Annotated in this window: 21 protein-coding genes; 19 read left to right on the top strand and 2 right to left on the bottom strand. The window is 67.0% G+C overall.

The features are described 5' to 3' along the window. Positions 1–5: 5 nt before the first annotated feature. The 18 genes from BM297_RS05445 (at position 6) to cobA (ending at position 20,609) form a co-directional block, all read left to right on the top strand. Positions 6–773: an SDR family NAD(P)-dependent oxidoreductase gene (locus BM297_RS05445; RefSeq protein WP_092429083.1), complete on the top strand. Its 768-nt coding sequence runs from the start codon at positions 6–8 to the stop codon at positions 771–773. A 16-nt stretch (positions 774–789) separates the two neighbouring features. Beyond that, positions 790–1,572, top strand: coding sequence for an enoyl-CoA hydratase-related protein (locus BM297_RS05450; RefSeq protein WP_092429085.1), 783 nt, complete (start codon positions 790–792; stop codon positions 1,570–1,572). 63 nt (positions 1,573–1,635) lie between these two features. Continuing rightward, entirely contained in the window at positions 1,636–2,775 is a 1,140-nt protein-coding gene (aliB, locus tag BM297_RS05455) for a cyclohexanecarboxyl-CoA dehydrogenase (protein ID WP_092429087.1), read from the top strand. Between the two features lie 71 nt (positions 2,776–2,846). Further along, on the top strand, positions 2,847–3,347 hold the full coding sequence (locus BM297_RS05460) for a MarR family winged helix-turn-helix transcriptional regulator (RefSeq protein WP_092429089.1): 501 nt from the start codon (positions 2,847–2,849) through the stop codon (positions 3,345–3,347). 122 nt (positions 3,348–3,469) lie between these two features. After that, positions 3,470–4,228, top strand: coding sequence for an ABC transporter ATP-binding protein (locus tag BM297_RS05465; RefSeq protein WP_092429091.1), 759 nt, complete (start codon positions 3,470–3,472; stop codon positions 4,226–4,228). Beyond that, on the top strand, positions 4,221–4,943 hold the full coding sequence (locus BM297_RS05470) for an ABC transporter ATP-binding protein (RefSeq protein ID WP_092429093.1): 723 nt from the start codon (positions 4,221–4,223) through the stop codon (positions 4,941–4,943). Before BM297_RS05465 ends, BM297_RS05470 begins: the two co-directional genes overlap by 8 nt. Positions 4,944–4,999: 56 nt before the next feature. Beyond that, on the top strand, positions 5,000–6,238 hold the full coding sequence (locus tag BM297_RS05475; RefSeq protein WP_092429095.1) for an ABC transporter substrate-binding protein: 1,239 nt from the start codon (positions 5,000–5,002) through the stop codon (positions 6,236–6,238). Between the two features lie 54 nt (positions 6,239–6,292). Then, positions 6,293–7,180 (top strand): branched-chain amino acid ABC transporter permease, encoded by an 888-nt coding sequence (locus BM297_RS05480; protein WP_092429097.1) that lies wholly within the window; start codon positions 6,293–6,295, stop codon positions 7,178–7,180. 4 nt (positions 7,181–7,184) lie between these two features. Continuing rightward, positions 7,185–8,168: a branched-chain amino acid ABC transporter permease gene (locus BM297_RS05485; protein ID WP_092429099.1), complete on the top strand. Its 984-nt coding sequence runs from the start codon at positions 7,185–7,187 to the stop codon at positions 8,166–8,168. A gap of 32 nt (positions 8,169–8,200) precedes the next feature. Further along, on the top strand, positions 8,201–10,153 hold the full coding sequence (locus BM297_RS05490) for an AMP-binding protein (protein WP_092429101.1): 1,953 nt from the start codon (positions 8,201–8,203) through the stop codon (positions 10,151–10,153). A 15-nt stretch (positions 10,154–10,168) separates the two neighbouring features. Further along, on the top strand, positions 10,169–10,927 hold the full coding sequence (locus BM297_RS05495; RefSeq protein ID WP_092429103.1) for a 3-hydroxybutyrate dehydrogenase: 759 nt from the start codon (positions 10,169–10,171) through the stop codon (positions 10,925–10,927). 5 nt (positions 10,928–10,932) lie between these two features. Further along, positions 10,933–11,697 (top strand): FAS1-like dehydratase domain-containing protein, encoded by a 765-nt coding sequence (locus tag BM297_RS05500; protein ID WP_092429105.1) that lies wholly within the window; start codon positions 10,933–10,935, stop codon positions 11,695–11,697. 158 nt (positions 11,698–11,855) lie between these two features. Continuing rightward, on the top strand, positions 11,856–13,112 hold the full coding sequence (locus BM297_RS05505; protein ID WP_092429107.1) for an OprD family porin: 1,257 nt from the start codon (positions 11,856–11,858) through the stop codon (positions 13,110–13,112). 85 nt (positions 13,113–13,197) lie between these two features. Continuing rightward, positions 13,198–13,893: a nitroreductase gene (locus BM297_RS05510; RefSeq protein ID WP_092429108.1), complete on the top strand. Its 696-nt coding sequence runs from the start codon at positions 13,198–13,200 to the stop codon at positions 13,891–13,893. Positions 13,894–14,212: 319 nt separating this feature from the next. Next, positions 14,213–16,666: a nitrite reductase large subunit NirB gene (gene nirB, locus BM297_RS05515; RefSeq protein WP_092429110.1), complete on the top strand. Its 2,454-nt coding sequence runs from the start codon at positions 14,213–14,215 to the stop codon at positions 16,664–16,666. Beyond that, a complete protein-coding gene (nirD, locus tag BM297_RS05520) occupies positions 16,663–16,989 on the top strand; it encodes a nitrite reductase small subunit NirD (protein WP_092429112.1) in 327 nt (108 codons plus the stop codon). The genes nirB and nirD overlap by 4 nt, the downstream gene beginning before the upstream one ends. 55 nt (positions 16,990–17,044) lie before the next feature. After that, positions 17,045–19,756: a nitrate reductase gene (locus BM297_RS05525; protein WP_092429114.1), complete on the top strand. Its 2,712-nt coding sequence runs from the start codon at positions 17,045–17,047 to the stop codon at positions 19,754–19,756. A 73-nt stretch (positions 19,757–19,829) separates the two neighbouring features. Beyond that, complete coding sequence (gene cobA, locus BM297_RS05530) at positions 19,830–20,609, top strand: uroporphyrinogen-III C-methyltransferase (protein ID WP_092429296.1); 780 nt, start codon at positions 19,830–19,832, stop codon at positions 20,607–20,609. A 590-nt stretch (positions 20,610–21,199) separates the two neighbouring features. Here cobA and BM297_RS05535 read toward each other — a convergent pair. Then, a complete protein-coding gene (locus BM297_RS05535; RefSeq protein WP_092429116.1) occupies positions 21,200–22,081 on the bottom strand; it encodes an AEC family transporter in 882 nt (293 codons plus the stop codon). Positions 22,082–22,181: 100 nt separating this feature from the next. Between BM297_RS05535 and BM297_RS05540 the strand changes: the two genes are divergently transcribed. Further along, positions 22,182–22,982, top strand: coding sequence for a cytochrome c (locus tag BM297_RS05540; RefSeq protein WP_092429118.1), 801 nt, complete (start codon positions 22,182–22,184; stop codon positions 22,980–22,982). A 1-nt stretch (position 22,983) separates the two neighbouring features. Here the strand turns inward: BM297_RS05540 and BM297_RS05545 are convergent, their stop codons facing one another. Beyond that, on the bottom strand, positions 22,984–23,268 hold the full coding sequence (locus tag BM297_RS05545) for a hypothetical protein (protein WP_092429120.1): 285 nt from the start codon (positions 23,266–23,268) through the stop codon (positions 22,984–22,986). Positions 23,269–23,304: the final 36 nt, after the last annotated feature.

A 23,304-nucleotide genomic window follows, 5' to 3' on the forward strand; every position in this document is an offset into this window, starting at 1 on the left:
AAGCGATGAAAGGTCTGAATGGAAAAACCGTAATTGTCACCGGCGGCGGCGGCGGCATCGGCCGCGCGGTGTGCCTGCGCTTCGCCGAGGAAGGCAGCCTGGTGGCGGTGCTCGATCGCGACGCCGGCGCCGCGCAAACCACCGTCGACCTGATCGTCGAGGCTGGCGGCCAGGCCCGCGCCTACGCCGCCGACATCACCGACTACGCGGCCATCGTCAGCACCGTGGCGGCCATCGAGCAGGATCTGGGCGTGCCCACCGTGCTGGTCAACAACGCCGGGTTCGACCGCTTCATGCCGTTCCTCAAGACCGAGCCGGCGATGTGGGAGCAACTGATCGCCATCAACCTGACCGGCGCGCTGAACATGCACCACGTGGTCCTGCCGAAGATGCTAGCCGCCGGTGGCGGCAAGGTGATCAACGTCGCTTCCGACGCCGCCCGCGTCGGCTCCTCCGGCGAAGCGGTGTACGCCGCCTGCAAGGCTGGCCTGGTCGGCCTGTCGAAGACCCTGGCGCGCGAACTGGCGACCAAGAACGTCAACTTCAACGTGGTCTGCCCCGGCCCGACCGATACCGCGCTGCTCAAGGCGGTGGCGGACACCTCGAACAACCCGGAAAAACTGCTGGAAGCCTTCAAGAACGCCGTGCCGATGCGCCGCCTCGGCCAGCCGGAAGACTACCCGGGGATCATCGCCCTGCTCGCCAGCGACGACGCCAACTTCATCACCGGACAGGTCATCAGCGTGTCCGGCGGCCTGACCATGGCCGGCTAACCAGGAGAACATACCCATGAACTACGAAGACATTCTGTACAGCGAAGTCGATGGCGTCGCCACCATCACCATCAACCGCCCGGACCGCTACAACGCCTTCCGCGGCCAGACCTGCCTGGAGCTGATCGACGCCTTCAACCGCGCCGGCTGGAACAAGGCCATCGGCGTGATCGTCTTCACCGGCGCCGGCGACAAGGCGTTCTGCACCGGTGGCGACCAGGGCGCCCACGCCGGCCAGTACGACGGCCGCGGCCTGATCGGCCTGCCGGTGGAAGAGCTGCAGAGCCTGATCCGCGCCGTGCCCAAGCCGGTGATCGCCCGCGTCAACGGCTTCGCCATCGGCGGCGGCCACGTGCTGCACGTGGTCTGCGACCTGTCCATCGCCTCCGACAAGGCCATCTTCGGCCAGGTCGGGCCGAAGGTCGGCTCGGTCGACCCGGGCTTCGGCACCGCCTACCTGGCGCGGGTGATCGGCGAGAAGCGCGCCCGCGAGATCTGGTACATGTGCCGCAAGTACAGCGCCCAGCAGGCGCTGGACTGGGGCCTGGTCAACGCCGTGGTGCCGCACGAGGAGCTGGATGCCGAAGTGCAGAAGTGGTGCGACGAGATCCTCGAGAAGAGTCCGACCGCCCTGTCGATCGCCAAGCGCTCGTTCAACGCCGACAGCGAGAACATCGCCGGCATCGGCGGTCTCGGCATGCAGGCGCTGAGCCTGTACTACGACACCGACGAGGCCAAGGAAGGCACCGCCGCGTTCAAGGAAAAGCGCAAGCCGGACTTCCGCAAGTTCTACCGCTAACGCGCTGACGCCGGCAGCCCTCGCGCTGCCGGCGCAGCCCCCAGACCAGGCTCGGAGAGAATCATGAATTTCGGATTCAACGAACAACAGAACGCCATCCGGGAAAGCGTTGCCCGCTTCAGCGCCGACGTGCTCGCCCCCGGCTATCGCCAGCGCGACCGCGAAGGCAACATCGAGCGCGCCGTCATCCAGCAGATGGGTGAAATGGGCCTGCTCGGCGGCGAACTGCCGGAAGAATTCGGCGGCAGCGGTCTGGACTGCGTCACCGCCGGCATCATCATCGAGGAGATTTCCAGGGGCGACTTCAACGTCGGCTACATCCCGCTGCTGACCTCGCTCAACGGCCAGATCATCGCCCAGCACGCCGCGCCGGAACTGGCCCGCGAGTGGCTCGCCGAGATCACCGCCGGGCGCAAGGTGGCGTGCATCGCCCTGACCGAGCCGAGCGGCGGCTCCGACGCCGCCAGCCTGCGGCTCAAGGCCGAGCGCAAGGGTGACGTCTACGTGCTCAACGGCGAGAAGACCTCGATCTCCATGGCCGACCAGGCCGACGTCGCGGTGGTGTTCGCCCGCACCGGCAGCCAGGAATCACGCGCCAACGGCATCAGCGCCTTCCTCGTGCCGATGAATGCCAAAGGCATCAGCACCACCCGTTTCGAGGATGCCGGCCAGCGCGCCATCGGCCGTGGCTCGATCTTCTTCGACAACGTCGAAGTACCAGCCAGCCATCGCCTCGGCGAGGAAGGCAAGGGCTTCAAGCAGGTCATGCAGGGCTTCGACTACAGCCGCGCGCTGATCGGCCTGCAGTGCCTGGCCCTGGCCCAGCAGTCGCTGGACGAGACCTGGCAGTGGCTGACCGAGCGCCAGGCCTTCGGCCAGCCGCTGGCGGCCTTCCAGGGCCTGACCCATCCGCTGGCCGAGTACCAGACCTTCGTCCAGGCGGCGCGCCTGCAGTGCTACTACGCGCTGTGGCTGAAGGACAACGGCCTGCCGCACAACCCCGAAGCCGCCATGAACAAGTGGTGGGGGCCGAAGCTGGCCTATGACACGATCAACCAGTGCCTGCTGGCCCACGGCCACACCGGCTACGGCGAGGATCTGCCGTTCGCCCAGCGTCTGCGCGACGTGCTCGGCCTGCAGATCGGTGACGGCACCGCGCAGATCATGAAAAATATCATCGCTCGCGAATACATACCCAAGTGAAGCCCCTGCTGCCCCGGCAAGCAGGGCGCCACTTCGGCCAAGCCAGGCTTACCGGGACATAGGGAATCGACATGAACGACAACGCATCGAAGGGTGTAGCGAACAGGCTGTTCTTCCGCCTGTTCCAGACGGGGAACATCCTGCAGCGCCAGGTGCAGAACGAGATGGGCATCAGCACCGTGCAATGGGCGGTGCTCGGCGCCCTGTCCCGCCCGGGTTACGAGCAGGGCATCTCGTTCAACCAGCTGACCGAGTACCTGGTGGTCAGCCGGCAGAGCCTGGACGGGGTGCTCAAGCGCATGGAGCGCGACAACCATGTGCTGCGCATTCCGCACCCCGACGACGGCCGTGCCCGTCTGGTGCAGTTGACCGAACAGGGCCAGGCCTACTGGGAAAGCCTGCAGCCGAGGATCTACGCGTTCTACCAGCAGGCCCTGAGCGGCCTGGGGTTCGACGACAGCGTGAGCCTGCTGCACTTTCTCAACAAGCTGCAGACCGACCTGGCCAAGGTGGAGCTGGAGCCGCTGGAAGGCCACGAACGGGAAGAAGAGCAGGAACAGCAGTTGCTATAGCTACGCAGGACGCACCACGGATTCCTCTCCTGCGTACGCGGCCACGGCCGCAGCGTTACCCGCGCCTCAGGCGCGGTGCCGGTTGAACAACAACAATCAACACCTGGCAGGAAAAGTATCCGATGAGCAATGTCATCCTCGAAACCCGGGGATTGACCAAGGAGTTCAATGGCTTCACCGCCGTGGACTCGGTCGATCTCCAGGTGCAGCAAGGGCATATCCACGCCCTGATCGGCCCCAATGGCGCCGGCAAATCCACCTTCTTCAACCTGCTGACGCACTTTCTGCCCGCCACCCGCGGCGAGGTACTCTACCAGGGCAAGGCCATCGGCAAGCTGGCCCCCAACCAGATCGCCTGCCAGGGCCTGGTGCGCTCGTTCCAGATCTCGGCGGTGTTCGGCCAGATGAGCGTGCTGGAGAACGTGCGCGTGGCCCTGCAGCGCCCGCTGGGCACCTCGTTCCACTTCTGGAAGCCGGCCAGCACCCTCAACATGCTCAACGAACGCGCCATGCAGCTGCTCGAAGCCGTCGACCTGCAGAGCTTCGCCGCGCGCAAGACCGTCGAACTGCCCTACGGCCGCAAGCGCGCCCTGGAGCTGGCCACCACCCTGGCCCTGGATCCCAAGGTGATGCTGCTCGACGAGCCGACCCAGGGCATGGGCCACGAGGACGTCGAGCGGGTGGTCGAGCTGATCCGCAGGGCGGCCGTGGGCCGCACCGTGCTGATGGTCGAGCACAACCTCAAGGTGGTCAGCAGCCTGTGCGACCGCATCACCGTGCTGGCGCGCGGCAAGGTGCTGGCCGAGGGTGACTACCCGACGGTTTCCGCCAACCCGCAGGTGCGCGAGGCCTACATGGGCAAGGAGGCCGCACATGTCTGAGTTGCATGCCACGCCGATCGAACAGCTGCGCCTGGACAACCTGCACGCCTTCTACGGCGAATCGCACATCCTCCACGGCATCGACATGAAGGTGAACCGCGGCGAACTGGTCACCCTGCTCGGCCGCAACGGCGCCGGACGCAGCACCATCCTCAAGTCGATCATGGGCATGGTCGGCCGGCGCACCGGCTCGATCATGGTCAACGGCCGGGAAACCACCTGCCTGCCCGCCTACCAGATCCCGCGTCTGGGCGCCGGCTACTGCCCGGAAGAGCGCGGCATCTTCGCCAGCCTGAACGTCGAAGAGAACCTGCTGCTGCCGCCGACCGTGCGCAGCGGCGGCATGAGCCTCGACGAGATCTACGAGATGTTTCCCAACCTCTACGAGCGGCGCAGAAGCCAGGGCACCCGGCTGTCCGGCGGTGAGCAGCAGATGCTGGCCATGGCGCGCATCCTGCGCACCGGCGCCAACCTGCTGCTGCTCGACGAGATCACCGAGGGTCTCGCCCCGGTGATCGTGCAGAAGCTCGGCGAGGTGCTGGTCAGGCTCAAGGAGAAGGGCCTGACCATCATCCTGGTGGAGCAGAACTTCCGCTTCGCCGCGCCCCTGGCCGACCGCCATTACCTGATCGAGCACGGTCAGGTGGTCGACCAGTTCAGCGCCGCGGAGCTGGACAGCAAGCGCGAACATCTCAACGCCATGCTCGGCGTTTGAATCCGTACTGCCAATTCATAACAACAACGAGCTCCCCTGGAGCCATGGAGACGCACATGTCAGTTCCTTTCAGCTTCAGCACTTCGCGCATTGCCAAAGCCATCGCGACCGGACTCTGCACCGGCTTGCTGGCCGGCACCGCACAGGCCAGCATCAGCGACGATGAAATCCGCATCGGCTACCTGGACGATCTGAGCGGCCCCTACAGCGATCTGGCCGGCCCTGGCGGCCTGGAAGCCATCCGCATGGCCGTCGAGGATTTCGACAGCAAGGTCGGCGACAAGAAAATCGTGCTGTTCAGCGCCGACCACAAGAACAACGCCGACCTCGGCGCCAATACCGCCCGCGAGTGGCTCGATCGCCGCGGCGTCGACCTGATCGCCGGCCTCAACTCCTCGGCGGTGGCCATCACCGTGAGCCGCCTGGTGGAAGAGAAAAACCGCTTCGCCATCGTCTCCACCGCCGCAGCCGCCAGCCTGACCAACGAATACTGCACCCCCAACCATCTCCACTACGTCTACGACACCTACTCGGTGTCCAACGGTGCCGCCAACGCCATCGTCGCCAACGGCGGCGACAGCTGGTACCTGCTGAGCGCCGACTACGCCTTCGGTCATGCCATGGAAGAGCAGGTATCCAAGGCGGTAGCGGCCAGCGGCGGCAAGGTCATCGGCAAGGCCCGCCACCCCTTCCCGACCAGCGACTTCTCCTCCTACATCCTCCAGGCCCAGGCCTCGGGCGCCAAGGTCATCGGCCTAGCCAGCGCCGGCTCGGATCTGGTCAACGCCATCTCCACCGCCAACCAGTTCGGCCTGGTCGACGCCGGCCAGACCATGGCCAGCCTCATGGTGTTCATCACCGACATCAAGGCCATCGGCCTGCCGACCGCCCAGGGCACCCAGTTCGTTTCCGGCTGGTACTGGGACATGAACGACGCGTCCCGCGCCTGGGCCAAGCGCTACTACGAACGCACCAAGCGCATGCCGACCATGGTTCAGGCCGGCATGTACTCCAGCACCTATCAGTACCTGAAGGCCGTCGAAGCCACCGGTTCCGACGACCCGCAGGGGATCCGCGAACACATGATGAAAACCCCGATCAACGACATGTTCACCCAGAACGGTCGCGTGCGGGCTGACGGCCGCATGGTGCACGACATGTACCTGGCCCAGGTCAAGACCCCGGAAGAGTCTAAGGGCGAGTGGGATCTGTTCAAGATCCTCTCCACCATTCCGGCGGACGAAGCCTTCCTGCCGCTCTCGGAAAGCAAGTGCAAGCTGGTGGCAAAGAACTGATCGGTCAGGTCACGGGCGCGCCGCGCCCGTGACTCCTCTGGAGGGTGAGCGACAATGACAACAATATTCGGTGTACCTCTGGCAGCAATGTTCGGCCAGCTGTTGCTGGGCCTGATCAACGGCGCGTTCTACGCGCTCCTGAGTCTGGGGCTGGCAGTCATCTTCGGTCTGCTGCGCATCATCAACTTCGCCCATGGCGTGCAGTACATGCTGGGCGCCTTCAGCGCAATGCTGTTGCTGAAGTTTCTCGGTGTTGGCTACTGGACGACTCTGCTTCTGGCGCCCCTGCTGGTCGGCACCCTGGGGATCCTGATCGAGCGCCTGCTGCTGCGCCGCATCGCGCATCTGGATCATCTCTACGGCCTGCTGCTGACGTTCGGCCTGGCCATGATCATCGAGGGTAGCTTCATCAACCTGTTCGGCGTGTCCGGCAGCAGCTATCCGATCCCGGAGGCGCTGCAGGGCGGCTTCAAGCTGGGCTTCATGTTCCTGCCGACCTACCGCGTCTGGGTCCTGGTGGCGGGCCTGGGGATGTGCTTGTTCACCTGGTACATGATCGAGAAGACCCGTCTGGGCGCCTACATGCGGGCCGGCACCGAGAAGCCGCAACTGATGCAGGCCTTCGGCGTCAACGTACCGCTGCTGACCACCCTGACCTACGGTTTCGGCGTGGCGCTGGCGGCCTTCGCCGGGGCTCTCGCCGCGCCCATCTACTCGGTGTCGCCAACCATGGGCTCGAACCTGCTGATCGTGGTGTTTGCCGTGGTGGTGATCGGCGGCATGGGTTCGATCATGGGCGCCATCATCACCGGTGTATCCATGGGTCTGATCGAGGGCCTGACCAAGGTGTACTGGCCCGAGTCGGCCAGCACCGTGATCTTCTTCGTGATGATCCTGGTCCTGCTGGTACGCCCCAACGGTCTGTTCGGTAAGGAGGCATAAGCCGATGAATACCCAATCTGTGCTGACAATCACGCAACAACGCGAGATCGGCAAACAGCGCCAGATCAACGCACTATACATCGCGCTGATCGCCATCGGCCTGGTGGCGCCCTGGGTCGCCTACCCGGTGTTCCTGATGAAGCTGCTGTGCTTCGGCCTGTTCGCCTGCTCGTTCAACCTGCTGCTGGGCTACACCGGACTGCTGTCGTTCGGCCACGCCGCCTTCCTCGCCGCCGGCGGCTACAGCACCGGCTACCTGCTGAGCCAGCACCCGGGCATCGGCCCGGAGCTGGCGATCATCGGCGGCACCCTGGCCGCGGCCCTGATCGGCGCGCTGTTCGGCGCCCTGGCCATTCGCCGCCAGGGTATCTATTTCGCCATGATCACCCTGGCCCTGTCGCAGATGCTGTACTTCCTGTTCCTCAAGGCGCCCTTCACCGGCGGCGAAGACGGACTGCACGGCATCACTCGCGGCAAGCTGCTGGGCTTCATCGACCTGGCCGACGACCACGCCCTGTATTACTTCGTGCTGGCCATCGCCGTACTCGGCTTCGCCGTGGTACTGCGCGTGGTGCACTCGCCCTTCGGCCAGATCCTCAATGCCATCCGCGAGAACGAGGATCGGGCCACCTCGCTGGGCTACAACATCAGCCGCTACAAGTGGCTGGCCTTCGTCATCTCCTCGGCCATTGCCGGCCTGGCCGGCTCCACCAAGGCCGTGGTGTTCCAGCTGGTGACCCTGACCGATGCGCACTGGCACATGTCCGGCGAAGTGGTGCTGATGACCCTGCTCGGTGGCGTCGGTACCCTGCTCGGCCCCTTCGTCGGCGCTGGCATCGTGGTTTCGCTGCAGCACCTGCTGGCAGGTTCGCCGCTGGGCACCTGGGGCACCTCGATCCTTGGCGGCATCTTCGTGCTCTGCGTGCTGTGCTTCCGCGCAGGCGTGGTTGGCTCGCTCAAGCTGCTGGTGAACAAGAACTTCAAGTGACACAAGTTAAATAACAAGATCAGGAAACGACCATGACCAGCACAGCCGTTTGGACACCCAGCCAGGATTTCATCCAGCGCACTCGCCTGCATCAGTGGATGCAGGCCCTGGGCGAGAGCGACTACGAGACCTTCCTCGAGCGATCGACCAATGATCCGCGCTGGTTTGCCCAGGCCCTGGAGCAAGCCCTGGGCATCACTTGGGACACGCCCTACCAGACCGCCCTGAATGACGCCGGCGGCATCAAGCACCCGCGCTGGTACGAAGGCGGCCAGTTGAACATCATTCGCTCCGCCCTGGAGCGCTGGGCCGCCGATCCGGTCCAGGCCCAGCGCCCGGCGCTGATCTGGGAGAGCGAGGACGGGCAGATCGTCGAAGCCAGCTACGGCGAACTCGCCCGCCGGGTGAACAACGTGGCCCAGGGCCTGGTTGAACTGGGCGTGGAGCCCGGCGACCGCGTCGCCATCTACATGCCGCTGCTGATCGAGACCGTGGTCGCTCTGCTGGCGGTGGTCAAGCTCGGCGCCATCTTCACCCCGGCCTTCTCCGGCTATGCCGCCGAAGCCCTGGCCACCCGCCTGGAGGCCAGCGGCGCCAAGCTGCTGATCACCGCCGACGGCTTCCTGCGCCGCGGCAAGACCATCCGCATGAAGGAGGAAGCCGACCGGGCCGCCGCCCTCTGCCCGGGTCTGGAAAAGGTGGTGGTGGTGCGCCGCCTCGGTCGCGATATCCCCTGGAACGCCGAGCGCGACCTCGATTTCGCCAGCCTGGAAAGCTGCGACGGCAGCCAGTGCGCGACCGCGGTGGTCGACAGCCAGGCACCGCTGATGCTCATCTACACCTCCGGCACCACCGGCAAGCCCAAGGGCGCGGTGCACACCCACAGCGGCTTCCCGCTCAAGGCCGCGCTGGACGTTGGCCTGTGCATGGACGTCGGCCAGAACGATCGGCTGTTCTGGATCACCGACATGGGCTGGTTGACCGGCCCGGTGGTGGTGTTCGGCAGCCTGATCAATGGCGCCTGTGCCGTCCTCTACGAAGGCTCGCCGGACTTCCCGCAGGCGGACCGCGTCTGGCAGATCGGCACCCGGCACCGGGCCACCCACATCGGCGTCTCGCCGACCCTGGTGCGCTCGCTGATGCAGCATGGCGACGCCATCGCCCAGGGCCACGACCTCGGCGCCCTGCGCACCTTCACCTCGACCGGCGAACCGTGGAACCCGGAACCATGGTTGTGGCTGTTCGACACCGTGGGCAACGGCCGCTATCCGATCATCAACTACGCCGGCGGCACCGAGATCGGCGGCGGCATCCTCACCAACGTGCTGGTCAAGCCGATTTCGCCGGTGACCTTCAACAGCCGCATGCCGGGCATGGCCGCCCAGGTCTGCGACAGCCAGGGCCAAGCGGTGCAGCAGGCGCTGGGCGAACTGGCGATGACCCAGCCATGGATCGGCATGACCCACAGCTTCTGGCAGGAGCCGGAGCGCTACGAGAACTCCTACTTCAACCGCTTTCCCGACACTTGGGTGCACGGCGACTGGGCGATCATCGATGCAGAAGGCTTCTGGACCATCACCGGCCGCTCCGACGACACCCTGAACGTCGCCGGCAAGCGCATCGGTCCGGCGGAGATGGAGTCCATCCTGGTCAGCCATCCGCAGGTGCTCGAGGCCGGCGCCATCGGCGTCCCCGACGACATCAAGGGCGAGGCGCCAGTGTGCTTCGTGGTGCTGCACCCCGGCGTCCAGCCGAGCCCGGCGCTGGACAGCGAGCTGCGCGGGCTGATCGGCAACCGGCTGGGCAAGGCCATGGCGCCCAAGCACCTGCACTTCGTCAGCGAGCTGCCGAAGACCCGCAACGGCAAGGTCATGCGCCGGGTCATCCGCGCCGCCTACTTAGGCCAGGACACCGGCGACCTGTCGTCGCTGGAAAACACCGGCGCCCTCGGCGCCATCAGCCGCTGCCACCTCCAGGCGGCATGATCGGGGAGTATGCACATGACTCAGACCGGCCGTACCGTCGTCGTCACCGGCGCCGCCCAGGGCATCGGCCTGGCGATTGCCCGGGCCTTCGCCGCCCAGGGTGATTTCGTGGCCCTGTGCGACATCAACCTGGCGGCGGCCGAACAGGCCGCCAGCCAGCTGCCCAATGCCCGCGCCTATGCCGTGGATGTCACCAGCGAGGCGCAGATCGCCGCCTTCTTTGCACAATTGCGGGAGGAACGGCCGGCCGTGGATGTGCTGGTCAACAATGCCGGGCTGCAGTACATCGCCCCCGTGCAGGACTTCCCGCTGGATCGGTGGAACACCCTGCTGGCGGTGATGCTCACCGGCCCGTTCCTGATGAGCAAGCACGCCCTGCCGAGCATGCTGGCGCAGCAGAGCGGACGCATCATCAACATCGCCTCGGTGCACGGCAAGCTGGCCTCGCCCTACAAGAGCGCCTACATCGCCGCCAAGCATGGCCTGATCGGCCTGACCCGCACCCTGGCGCTGGAAACCGCCAACCAGGGCATCACCGCCAACGCCATCCTGCCCGGTGCGGTGCGCACCAGCCTGGTGGAGAAACAGCTGCCGCAACTGGCCGCCCAGGACGGCATCAGCGAGGAGGAGGCCCTGCAACAGCACATACTCGACCGCCAGCCGCTCAAGCGCCTGCTCGAGCCCAGCGAGATCGGCGACAGCGCGGTATTTCTTGCCTCCCACGCGGCGCGCGCCATCACCGGCGAATCGCTCAGCGTTGCCGGCGGCTGGTGAACACCATGGATCTCCAGTCACTCAGCGGACAGCGCTTCGCCGACGGTCAATGGTCGTTCGCCAGTGCGCGGGCGCAGGCGCTGCAGCAGGCCATCGGCATCACCCCGGACAGCCGCGAGCTGCCGCCGACGCTGGCCTTCAGCGCCGACATGGACCTGCGCGTGATCGATCAGCTGTTTTCCATGACCGGTCTGGCGGCCCATCAACTGCTGCACGGCGAACAGCATTTCGTCTACCACCGTGCACTGTTGCCCGGCCAGCTGTACCACAGCCGTGCCGAGCTGGGCACGGTGCACGACAAGGGCCGCTTCAGCCTGCTGCACAAGCACACCCGGCTGAGTGCGGAGGACGGTGCGCTGGTCTGCGAAATGCTCAGCATCTACGTCGCCATACCCACGCCGGGCGCGCCGCGCAACGGGCCGCGGCTGGATACGCCGGCAGCCCCGGCGCGCAGCGCCGTGCCGATCAGCCGCGAGCAGATCGGCGCCTTTGCCCAGGCCTCGGGGGATGACAATCGCGTGCACCTGCAGGCGGAGATCGCCCGCCAGGCCGGACATGCCGATGTGTTCGCCCAGGGCATGCTGGGCATGGGCATGCTCGGCGCCCTGCTGCCGAGCGCGCGCCTCAAGCGCTTCGGCGCGCGCTTCGTGTCACCCATTGCCATGGGTGATCAACCCCGGCTGTATCGCCAGGGCGGTACTCCGGGCGAGCTTCTCTTGACCAATCAGCAAGGACACATACGCCTCAGAGGCTACGCCGAGCTCACCTGAAACAACCAAGCAACTGCTGAACCCCTGACAGGCAGCGAACTTCGCCAGTTCACTGCACGGGCCGACTCATGCCCGAAAAAACATCGCGCAGCACGTGTTGCGCCAGCCGACTCAAGTGACGCAGTACCCGACCAACGACAACAACAAGAGGTTTGAACATGCTCAAGACATTCCCAGTACTTCCCCTGGCCCTCGCCATCGGCGCTGCCAGCGCCTCCGCACCGGCGCTGGCCGCCTTCGTCGAGGACAGCCAGCTGAACCTCAACGCGCGCAACTTCTACATGAACCGCGACTTTCGCGACAACGCGGTCGGCAACCATAAGGCCGAGGAATGGGGCCAGGGCTTCATGCTGCGCTACAACTCGGGCTTCACCGAGGGCCCGCTGGGCTTTGGCGTCGACGGCCTCGGCCTGCTCGGCATCAAGCTGGACGGCGGCGATGGCACCGGCGGCGCCAACGTGCTGCCGCGCAACCGGGTAACCGGCGAGACGCCCGACGAGTGGAGCTTTCTCGGCCTGACCGGCAAGGCCAGGTTCGCCCAGAGCGTGCTCAGCGTCGGCACCCACGAGCCGCTGCTGCCGGTGGCCTATCGCAACGATACCCGCCTGCTGCCGCAGACCTTCGAGGGCGCGCAACTGGTATCGAAGGACATCGACAAGCTGACCCTGACCGCCGGCCAGTTCCGCAGCACCCGCCTGCGCGACTCGACCAACTACGAGGACATGAAAATGGCCGCCTTCGCCGAAGGCGGCGCCCTGGTCGGCGGTGGCGTGGACAGCGACCGCTTCAACTATGCCGGCGCCAGCTACGCACCGCTGGCCAACCTGACGGCCAGCTACTTCTATGCCGAGCTGGAGGACAACTACCACCAGCACTACGGCAACCTGCTGTACAGCCTGCCGCTGGCCGAAGGCATGACGCTGAAGACCGACATCCGCTACTTCGACAGCGGCGAGGAAGGCAACACCACGGTCGACAACCGCAACCTCGGCGCCATGTTCACCCTCGCCTTCAAGGGCCATGCCTTCGGCGTCGCCTACCAGGACCAGAGCGGCGACACCGGCCTGCCCTTCATCGCCGGCGGCACCGACCCCTGGGCGCTGAACACCGTGACCTACCACCACTTCCTGCGCGCCAGGGAGGACTCCTGGCAGGCCCGCTACGACTACGACTTCGCCGCCCTGGGGATGCCCGGCCTGACCCTGATGTCCCGCTACGTCAGCGGCGACAACTTCAAGATCGGCGGCGCCGAGGCGAAGGAATGGGAGCGCGATATCGACCTCGGCTACGTGATCCAGAGCGGCCCGCTGAAGAACGTCGGCCTGCGCCTGCGCAACGTCGCCTATCGCGGCAGCCACACCACCGACATCGACGAGAACCGCGTCATCGTCAACTACACCGTCAAGCTCTGGTAAGCCGCTGCGGCCTGGTCGCCCGGCCAGGCCGTCTCGCCGAGCAATAGCCGTCAGAACCAGGCCCTTCAGTCCGAGGAAAATCCGCATGCACGTCGATCACGCGATCCGCTCCCGCAAGTCGGTACGCCGCTTCCTGCCCACCGGGGTCTCCCCGGAGGTGATCCGCCACATCCTCGAGGTCGCCGCCCGCGCCCCCAGCGGCAACAACATCCAGCCCTGGCGCGTCTACGTGGTCAGCGGCGAGGTCCGCGAGGCGCTGTGCCGCGACATCCTGCAGGCGGCCAGCGAAAGCCCCGACCAGCATCAGGCCGAGTACAGCTACTACCCCACGCAGTGGGTCGAGCCCTATCGGGAGCGGCGCCGGCGCAACGGCTTCGCCCTCTACGAACAGCTCGGCATCGGCCGCGACGACCACCAGCGGCGCGAGCAGCAGATGCTGCGCAACTACCAGTTCTTCGACGCCCCCGTCGGCCTGCTGGTGACCCTCGACCGCCGTCTCAACACCGGCAGCTACCTGGATGTCGGCATGTTCATCCAGAACATCCTGATCGCCGCCCGTGCCCAGCAACTGCACACCTGCGCCCAGGCCGCCTTCGCCCCCTTCCACGCCGTGGTGCGCCGCCACCTGCCGCTGGGCGAGGATGAGGTGCTGGTGTGTGGCATTGCCCTCGGCCATGGCGACAACGAGGCGCCGGAGAACTGGCTGCAGAGCGAGCGCCAGCCCGTCGAGGCGTTCGCCAGTTTCCATGGTTTCCGGGAAGCGCAGCGCGAGGCGTGCTGAAGCGACCGCCCCGAGCCTGGCGCACGACTCCGCACGGCGCCAGCGCACGCGCACCATAACGAGGCAATCCGCCTCATGGCGGTGCCGAAAAGCCTGATTGGGTCACTCAGGAACTCCTGAAAACCCCGGCAAACCGCCGCTTCCGGGCAGTTGGCACAGCACCTGCATTAGAACTTCCCACAATTCATCGAGCGCAACCCTCAACGGCGAGGGGTGGCGCTCCCCGAGCGATTCGGGATCGGACAAAGGCGTCCTGCTGGCAACGGCAGGACGCCTTTTTTGTTTTTCGCAGGGCGGTTTGCGCGACGGGAGTCAAACCATGAACAAGCTCAAGCTGGTGATGGTCGGCAATGGCATGGCTGGGGTGCGGACCCTGGAGGAGCTGCTCAAGCTCGCGCCAGACATGTACGACATCACCGTGTTCGGTGCCGAGCCGCATCCCAACTACAACCGCATCCTGCTCTCCCCGGTGCTGGCCGGCGAACAGACCTTCGAGGAGATCGTGCTCAACGACCTCGACTGGTACAAGGCCAACGGCATCGACCTGCGCATCGGCTGCAAGGTGGTCGACATCGACCGCCGCAACCGCAAGGTGATCGCCGCCGACGGCAGCGAGGTCGCCTACGACCGCCTGCTCATCGCCACCGGCTCCAACCCGTTCATCCTGCCGGTCCCCGGCAACGATCTGGACGGCGTGATCGGCTACCGCGACATCGCCGACACCGAGATGATGATGGCCACCGCCAAGACCCACCGCCACGCGCTGGTGATCGGTGGCGGCCTGCTCGGCCTGGAGGCGGCCAACGGTCTCAAGCTGCGCGGCATGGACGTCACCGTGGTGCACATCGGCGACTGGCTGCTCGATCGCCAGCTGGACAAGACCGCCGGCCAGCTGCTGCAGAGCGCCCTGGAAGCGCGCGGCATCCGCTTCCGCCTCAACACCCACACCGCCGCCCTGCTCGACAACGGCGAAGGCCGGGTGTGCGCCGCCCAGTTCAAGGATGGCGAGGTGATCCCCGCCGACCTGGTGGTGATGGCCGCCGGCATCCGCCCCAACACCGAACTGGCCGAGCGCGCGGGCCTGGCCTGCAACCGCGGCATCCTGGTCAGCGACACCCTGCAGACCTTCGATCCGCGCATCTACGCCGTCGGCGAGTGCGCCAGCCACCGCGGCATCGCCTACGGCCTGGTCGCCCCGCTGTTCGAGCAGGCCAAGGTCTGCGCCAACCACCTGGCCCAGTTCGGCATCGGCATGTACCAGGGCTCGGTGACCTCGACCAAGCTCAAGGTGACCGGCATCGACCTGTTCTCCGCCGGCGACTTCATGGGCGAGGACGGCACCGAGACCATCACCCTCTCCGACCCGATCGGCGGCGTGTACAAGAAGCTGGTGGTCAAGGACGACATCCTGGTCGGCGCCTGCCTGTACGGCGATACCGCCGACGGCGGCTGGTATTTCCGCCAGGTTCGCGAGCGCGCCAACATCAGCCAGATCCGCGACCACCTGATGTTCGGCGAGAACACTATCGGCGACGTCGGCCACCAGGGCCAGCACAGCACCGCGAACATGCCCGACGACATGGAGGTGTGCGGCTGCAACGGCGTGTGCAAGGGCACCATCGTCAAGGCCATTCAGGAAAACGGCCTGTTCAGCGTCGACGAGGTGAAGAAGCACACCAAGGCCGCCAGCTCCTGCGGCTCCTGCACTGGCCTGGTCGAGCAGATCCTGATCAGCACCGTCGGCGGCGCCGCCGACGTCAAGCCCAAGAGCGAGAAGGCCATCTGCGGCTGCAGCGACCTCAATCACGGCCAGGTACGCAAGGCGATCCGCGACCATCACCTGACCTCGCTGGCCGATACCATGGCCTTCATGGAGTGGCGCACCCCCAACGGCTGCGCCACCTGCCGCCCGGCGCTGAACTACTACCTGATCTCCACCTGGCCGGGCGAGGCCAGGGACGATGCGCAGTCGCGCCTGATCAACGAGCGCGCCCACGCCAACATCCAGAAGGACGGCACCTACTCGGTGGTGCCGCGCATGTGGGGCGGCGTGACCACCCCGGCCGAGCTGCGGCGCATCGCTGACGTGGCCGACAAGTACCAGGTGCCGATGGTCAAGGTCACCGGCGGCCAGCGCATCGACCTGCTCGGCATCAAGAAGGAAGACCTGCCGGGCGTCTGGCAGGACCTGGACATGCCCTGCGGCCACGCCTACGGCAAGTCCATCCGTACCGTGAAGACCTGCGTCGGCAGCGAGTTCTGCCGCTTCGGCACGCAGAACTCGACGCAGATGGGCATCGACCTCGAGCACGCGCTGTTCGGCATGTGGTCGCCGCACAAGGTCAAGCTGGCGGTCTCCGGTTGCCCGCGCAACTGCGCCGAATCGGGGATCAAGGACGTCGGCATCATCGGCGTGGATTCGGGCTGGGAGCTGTACATCGGCGGCAACGGCGGCATCAAGACCGAGGCCGGCGAGTTCTTCGTCAAGCTCAAGAGCGCCGAGGAGGTCATGGAGTACAGCCTGGCCTTCCTCCAGCTGTACCGCGAGGAGGCCTTCTACCTGGAGCGCACCGTGCACTACCTGCACCGCGTCGGCCTCGAGCACATCAAGAAGGCGGTACTCGAGGACGCCGGCAAGCGTCAGGCGCTGCATGCGCGGCTGCTGTTCGCCCTGTCCTTCGAGCAGGACCCTTGGCAGCAGCAGGTCGCCACCCCGGCGCTGAAGAAGGAATTCGAACGCATCCCCGTCGTCGCAGTGGAGGCCACCCCATGAACTGGCTGGATATCTGCGCCCTGGAAGAGATCAACGTGCTCGGCGCGCGCATCGTCGCCGGCCCCAAGGGCGACATCGCGCTGTTCCGGACTGCCGCCGACGAGGTGTTCGCCCTCGACGACCGCTGCCCGCACAAGGGCGGCCCGCTGTCCCAGGGGCTGATCTACGGCAAGCGCGTGGCCTGCCCGCTGCACAACTGGCAGATCGACCTGGAGAGCGGCGCGGCGCTGGAGCCGGACGTCGGCTGCACGCACAAGTACCCGGTCAAGGTCGAGGGCGGCCGCGTGCTGCTGGCCCTGACGACCATCGGCGAATGCGCCTGACCCTGCGGGAGCCGCTGGCCGGCTCCCGCAACCTGCATCACACGGAGCGACTGCCATGAATCAGCCCACCCAGACCACCGCCTCCACCTGCTGCTACTGCGGCGTCGGCTGCGGCGTGCTGATCGAGCACGACGGCGAGACGATTCGCGGCGTGCAGGGTGACCCCGACCACCCGGCCAACTACGGCCGCCTGTGCAGCAAGGGCTCGACCCTGCACCTGACCGGCGACCTGGCCGCCCGCGCGCTGTACCCCGAACTGCGCCTGGGCAAGGGCCTGGCCCGCGCGCGCACCGACTGGGACGGCGCGCTGGATCACGCCGCCGCGGTGTTCGCCGAAACCATCCGCGAACACGGCCCGGACAGCGTGGCCTTCTACATCTCCGGCCAGCTGCTGACCGAGGACTACTACGCCTTCAACAAGCTGGCCCGCGCGCTGGTCGGCACCAACAATATCGACAGCAACTCGCGGCTGTGCATGTCCTCGGCGGTGGTCGGCTACAAGCGCAGCCTGGGCGCCGACGCCCCGCCCTGCTCCTACGAGGACATCGAGCAGAGCGACTGCCTGCTGATCGCCGGCAGCAACATGGCCTACGCCCATCCGGTGCTGTTCCGCCGCCTGGAGGCGGCCAAGGCCAGCCGCCCGGAGATGAAGATCATCGTCGTCGACCCGCGGCGCACCGACACCTGCGAGCTGGCCGACCTGCACCTGGCGATCCTGCCCGGCACCGACGTGGCGCTGCTCCACGGCATCCTGCACATCCTGCTGTGGGAAGGCTGGATCGACCGCGCCTTCATCGACGCCCACACCGAGGGCTTCGACGCGCTGAAGAAGCTGGTCCACGCCTACACCCCGGCGGCGGTGGCGGATATCTGCGGCATCTCCGTCGACAGCCTGCAGAGCTGCGCCGAACTGATCGGCAAGGCGCCCAGCTTTCTGTCGCTGTGGTGCATGGGCCTCAACCAGTCCAGCGCCGGCAGCGCCAAGAACAGCGCGCTGATCAACCTGCACCTGGCCACCGGGCAGATCGGCCGGGTCGGCGCCGGGCCCTTCTCGCTCACCGGCCAGCCCAACGCCATGGGCGGGCGCGAGACCGGCAGCCTGAGCAACCTGCTGCCCGGCCACCGCGAGGCCGGCAATGCCGCGCACCGCGCGGAGGTCGCCGGCTACTGGGGCGTCGACGGCCTGCCCGAGCAGCCCGGTCTGTCCGCCATCGAACTGTTCGAGGCGGTGAGGGTCGGCAAGATCAAGGCGCTGTGGATCGCCTGCACCAACCCGGCACAGTCGATGCCCGACCAGACCAGGATCCACGAAGCCCTGTCCACCTGCCCGTTCGTGGTGGTACAGGAAGCCTTCTTCACCACCGAGACCTGCCGCTACGCCGACCTGCTGCTGCCCGCCGCCACCTGGGGCGAGAAGGAAGGCTCGGTGACCAATTCCGAGCGGCGCATCAGCCATGTGCGCCGCGCCGTGCCGGCGCCCGCAGAGGCGCGGCCGGACTGGGCGATCGTCTGCGACTTCGCCCGCCGCCTGGAACCCCAGCTGCGCCCCGGCCTGCCCAGCCTGTTCGACTTCAGCAACCCCGCCGCCCTGTTCGAGGAGTACAAGCAGCTCACCGCCGGCCGCGACCTCGACCTGTCCGGGATCAGCCACGCCCTGCTCGACGACCTCGGCCCGCAGCAGTGGCCGTTCCCCGCCGGCGCCACCCGCGGCACGCCGCGCCTGTACGGCGACGGGGTGTTCCCCACGCCCAGCGGCCGCGCCCAGTTCGTCGCTGATCCGTACCGCGCCGCCCAGGAACAGCGCGAGGCGCGCTATCCGCTGACCCTCAACACCGGCCGCCTGCGCGACCAGTGGCACGGCATGAGCCGCACCGGCACCGCCGCGCAGCTGTTCGGCCATGTCGAGGAGGCCGCGCTCAGTCTGCACCCGGACGAACTGCAGCGTCGGCGCCTGGCCAGTGGCGATCTGGTCAAGCTGCGCAGCCGCCGCGGCAGCCTGATCCTGCCGGTGCAGGCCGACGAGGCGATCCGTCCCGGCCAGGCCTTCCTGCCGATGCACTGGGGCGACCGCTTCCTCAAGGGCCTGGGCACCAACGTGCTGACCCTGCCGGCCTTCGATCCACTGTCCAAGCAGCCGGAGCTCAAGCACGCCGGCGTCGAGGTGGACAAGGTCGAGCTGCCCTGGCAGCTGTTCGCCCTGGTGGAGGGCGAGGTGCAAGAGCGCTTCGAGGCCCTGCGCCCGCTGTTCGAGTCGTTCGCCTACGCCAGCCTGACCCTCACCGGTCGCGAGCGCCCGGCGCTGCTGATCAAGGCCGCCTGTGCCGTGGCGCCGGAAACCGAACTGCTGGCGCAGATCGATGCCCTGCTCAAGCTCGACCAGGGTCCGGTGCTGGCCTACGACGACCCGCGGCGCACCGTCGGCAAGCGCGTGCGCATCGAGGACGGGCGCATCACCGCCATCCGCCTGGCCGGCGAAACCGCCGCGCGCGACTGGCTGAAGGCGCTGTGGAGCGAAGGCAAGGCCGACACCGAGCTGCGCCGCTGGCTGCTCGCCCCGCTCAGCACGCCACCGGGCAACGCCGGGGGATGCAAGAGCAAGACGCTGTGCAGCTGCATGAACGTCAGCGATACCGCGATCCGCGCGGGCATCGACCGCGGCCTCGACCTCGACGGCCTCAAGCAGGAACTCAAGTGCGGCACCAGCTGCGGCTCCTGCGTACCGGAAATCAAGCGGCTGCTCGCGCAGCCGGTGACGGCCAAGGCCTGAAACAACATTGACGGATGGCTCCCGCGCAGAGCGCGGGGAGCGATCGGCAAGCGACACAAGAGAGGTGATGAACATGAGCGCAAAAGTCTGGCTGATCGGTGCCGGCCCGGGTGACCCGGAACTGCTGACCCTCAAGGCCGTGCGCGCCCTGGGCGAGGCCGAGGTGGTGATGATCGACGACCTGGTCAACCCGGCGGTGCTCGAACACTGCCCGCAGGCGCGGGTGATCGGCGTCGGCAAGCGCGGCGGCTGCCGCTCCACGCCGCAGGAGTTCATCCATCGCCTGATGCTGCGCTACGCCCGCCAAGGCAAGTGCGTGGCGCGCCTGAAGGGCGGCGATCCGTGCATCTTCGGCCGCGGCAGCGAGGAAGCCGACTGGCTGGCAGAACGCGGCATCGCCAGCGAGATCGTCAACGGCATCACCGCCGGGCTGGCCGGCGCCACCCAGTGCGGCATCCCGCTGACCCTGCGCGGCGTCGCGCGCGGCGTGACCCTGGTCACCGCCCACACCCAGGACGACAGCAGCCTCAACTGGCCGGCGCTGGCCCAGGGCGGCACCACGCTCGTCGTCTACATGGGCGTGGCCAAGCTGGCCGACATCCGCGACGGCCTGCTGGCCGGCGGCATGCGCGCCGACATGCCGGTGGCGATGATCGAGAACGCCTCGCTGGCGCAGCAACGCGAATGCCGCAGCAGCCTCGGCGCCATGGCGCAAGACGCCGCCGCCTTCGGGCTGAAAAGCCCGGCGATCCTGGTGATCGGTGCGGTCGCGGCAGAACGGATGGCGGGCACCCAGACCGGCGCAAGCGAGCAGTCGATCCCGGCGCTGCTCGCGGCGGCGGGTCTGCGCTAGCGCTTGCCGAGCCACGCTCGAACCCGGTCGCGGCCGGTCCCCACAGCACTGCCCCCTGCACAGGCTTGTGCACTGGTCAAAAAACTGACAGTGCCGCCTGTGCTATCATTCGTGCCTGCCGATGCGTCAGCAGCGCCACTCCGAACCCACGCGGCCCCACGGGCTTTCGCATGCGGGCTGCCCGCTGTTCAAGCCCTGCAGACGAGCATCCGACCAATGGTCAACGCGCATGGCGCGCCGTTCGAGCAGCACGCCAAGGCTCTGCGATAAGCCTTGGCTGGGGATTGCCGGTACTGCGCTAGTGCGCAGCATCGTGCTCAGGAAACTTTTTGCGGCGAAAACATCTAACTTTGTAACGATACGAATTGTAGAGTGTTCAATATTGAATCCACTCTGAACCTGCCCGAATTGCAGGTAGTTTGCTGCCAGACAGCCCCTTTAACAGGCCAACAACAATAAAAGGCCCTGACAATGATCAAGTTCACCCCCAAATGGCGGCAGGCCACACTGGCCGTCGTTGCCGTGACCCTGCTGCTGGTGTTGCCCAATCTGAGTCGCCTGGTCGGCTGAACCCTGCCGGCCAACCCGCGTCAGGCCGGCAGCCACCAGACCAGCAGCAGCGGCAGAAAGACGAAGGACAGCAGCGTCGAACACAGCACCAGACTCGCCACCGCCTCCGGCGAGCGGTTGGCGCGCACGGCGAACAGGTAGTTGAACACGGCTACCGGCATCGCCGACTGCAGCACCAGCACCCCATGCGCCAGCGGCTGCAGATCCAGCGCCAGCCCGATCAGCCAGCCCACCCCCGCCCCGCAGAAGATCCGCAACGCGCCGAGCAGCACGCCCTGGCCGATGTGCCGCACGCGGATGCTTGCCAGCGACACGCCGAGGGTGATCAGCATCAGCGGAATGCTCAGCCCGCCCAGCAGGTTGACGGTGTTGGCCAGCCAGCGCGGCAGCTGCAGATCAAGCAGCATCACCGCCAGCGCCGCACCCAGGCTGAGGATGATCGGGTTGATCAGCAGCTTGCGCCACGAGCGTTCGGCACCGGAGAGGATCATGCCGAGGGTGAAATGGCCGACCGAGAGCATCAGGAAGAAGGCCACCGCCAGCGCCAGGCCGGCTTCGCCGAAGGCGTACAGACTGATCGGCAGGCCCATGTTGCCGGTGTTGGGGAACAGGTAGGCCGGCACCAGCACCTTCCAGTCCTGGTCCATGACCCGGCTGAGGGCGACGCCGATCAGACCCATCAGCGCCGACACCAGCACGCAGGCCAGCGCCATCTGGCCGAAGGCTTGGGCGTCGACCTCGGTCCGGCTGAGGGTGGACAGCACCAGGCAGGGGGTGCCGACATTCAGCACCAGGCGGGCGACGAAGTCGGTGGGATAGGGTTGCCCTGAGCGCGCCCAGGCGTATCCGATACCGGCGACAATCAGCACCGGCGCCATCACGGCGAACAACTCGGCGAGCATGACTCTTCCTTGCGGCAAAGACGGCGATGCTACGCGGCCGGGACGCGCTCTGCCAACTTTGCTAAGGTCCGCGCGAAGCCTCCACGCGGAATACCTGCCCATGCGCGCCCTGCCGCTCCTGCTCGCCCTTCTCTCGCCCCTGGCCGGCGCCACCGAGCTGCTGGTGGAACTGGCCGACGGCAGCCGCCGCTACAGCAGCGCCGAACTGCTCGCCCACCCGGCCAGTCGCGTGCTGGAGATTCCCGCCGACGTGTCCTACAAGCGCGCCATGCGCTACCGCGCCCTGCCGCTGGCCGAGCTGCTGCCGGGAGTGAAGCCCGAGGACCACCTGCAGGCGGTGGCCGACGACGGCTTTGCCGCCGAGCTGTCGGCTGCCGCCCTGCTCGACGCGCCGGGCTCGCGCGCCTGGCTGGCGGTGGAAGACCCGGCCGCGCCCTGGCCACCGCTGGGCAAGGCCGGCAGGAGCGCCGGCCCGTTCTATCTGGTATGGAGCAACCCCGCAGCGGAGCAGATCGGCCCCGAGCAATGGCCGTTTCGCATGGTGCGCCTGCGCGTGCTGGCATCGGTGGCCAAGCGCTTCCCGGCGATGCGCCCCGATCCCGCGCTGGCGGCGGACGATCCGGTCAGCCTCGGCTTCGCCCAGTTCCAGAAGCACTGCCTGGCCTGCCACCGCCTGAACAAGCAGGGCGATGCGGCCTTCGGCCCGGATCTCAACCTGCCCTACAACCCTACCGAGTACCTGCGCGCCGACCTGCTGCGCCGCTACATCCGCGACCCGCAGGCCCTGCGCCACTGGCCGCAGGGGCGCATGCCGGGCTTCGACGAGGCCGCGCTGAGCGAAGCGCAGCTCGACCAGCTGCTGGCCTACCTGCGCCACATGGCCGGCCGCAAGGCCGAATGACTCAGCGCCCGGCGCGCGACTCGCGGATGTAGTAGCGCGCCCGCTCGGCCTTTTTCACGCAGCCATCGTAGGCCTCGAACTGCTGCTGGGTCTTGGCGGCGGTGATCAGGGACAGGGCCTTGGAGTAGCTGACCGTGCCGGCAAAGCCTTCGGCCTTGGCGAGATCCAGCTCCTGCCACGCCGCGTCCAGCTGATAGGCACAGCCGTCGCGATTCTGCGTCTTGCCGGCGCAGCCGGCCAGCGTCAGGCCCAGCGCCAGTGCCGGCAGCACGATCCAGGTCTTCATCGTTGATGCTCCTTTTTGCGGGAATTCCTGCAAGTC

Origin of the sequence: Geopseudomonas sagittaria (assembly GCF_900115715.1) — a bacterium.
In the GTDB taxonomy this organism is placed as follows: domain Bacteria; phylum Pseudomonadota; class Gammaproteobacteria; order Pseudomonadales; family Pseudomonadaceae; genus Geopseudomonas; species Geopseudomonas sagittaria.

Excerpts from the sequence above, each read along its gene's own strand:
- BM297_RS05445 (WP_092429083.1), top strand. The coding sequence starts at position 6 with ATGAAAGGTCTGAATGGAAAAACCGTAATTGTCACCGGCGGCGGCGGC.
- BM297_RS05450 (WP_092429085.1), top strand. The coding sequence starts at position 790 with ATGAACTACGAAGACATTCTGTACAGCGAAGTCGATGGCGTCGCCACC.
- aliB (WP_092429087.1), top strand. The coding sequence starts at position 1,636 with ATGAATTTCGGATTCAACGAACAACAGAACGCCATCCGGGAAAGCGTT.
- BM297_RS05460 (WP_092429089.1), top strand. The coding sequence starts at position 2,847 with ATGAACGACAACGCATCGAAGGGTGTAGCGAACAGGCTGTTCTTCCGC.
- BM297_RS05465 (WP_092429091.1), top strand. The coding sequence starts at position 3,470 with ATGAGCAATGTCATCCTCGAAACCCGGGGATTGACCAAGGAGTTCAAT.
- BM297_RS05470 (WP_092429093.1), top strand. The coding sequence starts at position 4,221 with ATGTCTGAGTTGCATGCCACGCCGATCGAACAGCTGCGCCTGGACAAC.
- BM297_RS05475 (WP_092429095.1), top strand. The coding sequence starts at position 5,000 with ATGTCAGTTCCTTTCAGCTTCAGCACTTCGCGCATTGCCAAAGCCATC.
- BM297_RS05480 (WP_092429097.1), top strand. The coding sequence starts at position 6,293 with ATGACAACAATATTCGGTGTACCTCTGGCAGCAATGTTCGGCCAGCTG.
- BM297_RS05485 (WP_092429099.1), top strand. The coding sequence starts at position 7,185 with ATGAATACCCAATCTGTGCTGACAATCACGCAACAACGCGAGATCGGC.
- BM297_RS05490 (WP_092429101.1), top strand. The coding sequence starts at position 8,201 with ATGACCAGCACAGCCGTTTGGACACCCAGCCAGGATTTCATCCAGCGC.
- BM297_RS05495 (WP_092429103.1), top strand. The coding sequence starts at position 10,169 with ATGACTCAGACCGGCCGTACCGTCGTCGTCACCGGCGCCGCCCAGGGC.
- BM297_RS05500 (WP_092429105.1), top strand. The coding sequence starts at position 10,933 with ATGGATCTCCAGTCACTCAGCGGACAGCGCTTCGCCGACGGTCAATGG.
- BM297_RS05505 (WP_092429107.1), top strand. The coding sequence starts at position 11,856 with ATGCTCAAGACATTCCCAGTACTTCCCCTGGCCCTCGCCATCGGCGCT.
- BM297_RS05510 (WP_092429108.1), top strand. The coding sequence starts at position 13,198 with ATGCACGTCGATCACGCGATCCGCTCCCGCAAGTCGGTACGCCGCTTC.
- nirB (WP_092429110.1), top strand. The coding sequence starts at position 14,213 with ATGAACAAGCTCAAGCTGGTGATGGTCGGCAATGGCATGGCTGGGGTG.
- nirD (WP_092429112.1), top strand. The coding sequence starts at position 16,663 with ATGAACTGGCTGGATATCTGCGCCCTGGAAGAGATCAACGTGCTCGGC.
- BM297_RS05525 (WP_092429114.1), top strand. The coding sequence starts at position 17,045 with ATGAATCAGCCCACCCAGACCACCGCCTCCACCTGCTGCTACTGCGGC.
- cobA (WP_092429296.1), top strand. The coding sequence starts at position 19,830 with ATGAGCGCAAAAGTCTGGCTGATCGGTGCCGGCCCGGGTGACCCGGAA.
- BM297_RS05535 (WP_092429116.1), bottom strand. The coding sequence starts at position 22,081 with ATGCTCGCCGAGTTGTTCGCCGTGATGGCGCCGGTGCTGATTGTCGCC.
- BM297_RS05540 (WP_092429118.1), top strand. The coding sequence starts at position 22,182 with ATGCGCGCCCTGCCGCTCCTGCTCGCCCTTCTCTCGCCCCTGGCCGGC.
- BM297_RS05545 (WP_092429120.1), bottom strand. The coding sequence starts at position 23,268 with ATGAAGACCTGGATCGTGCTGCCGGCACTGGCGCTGGGCCTGACGCTG.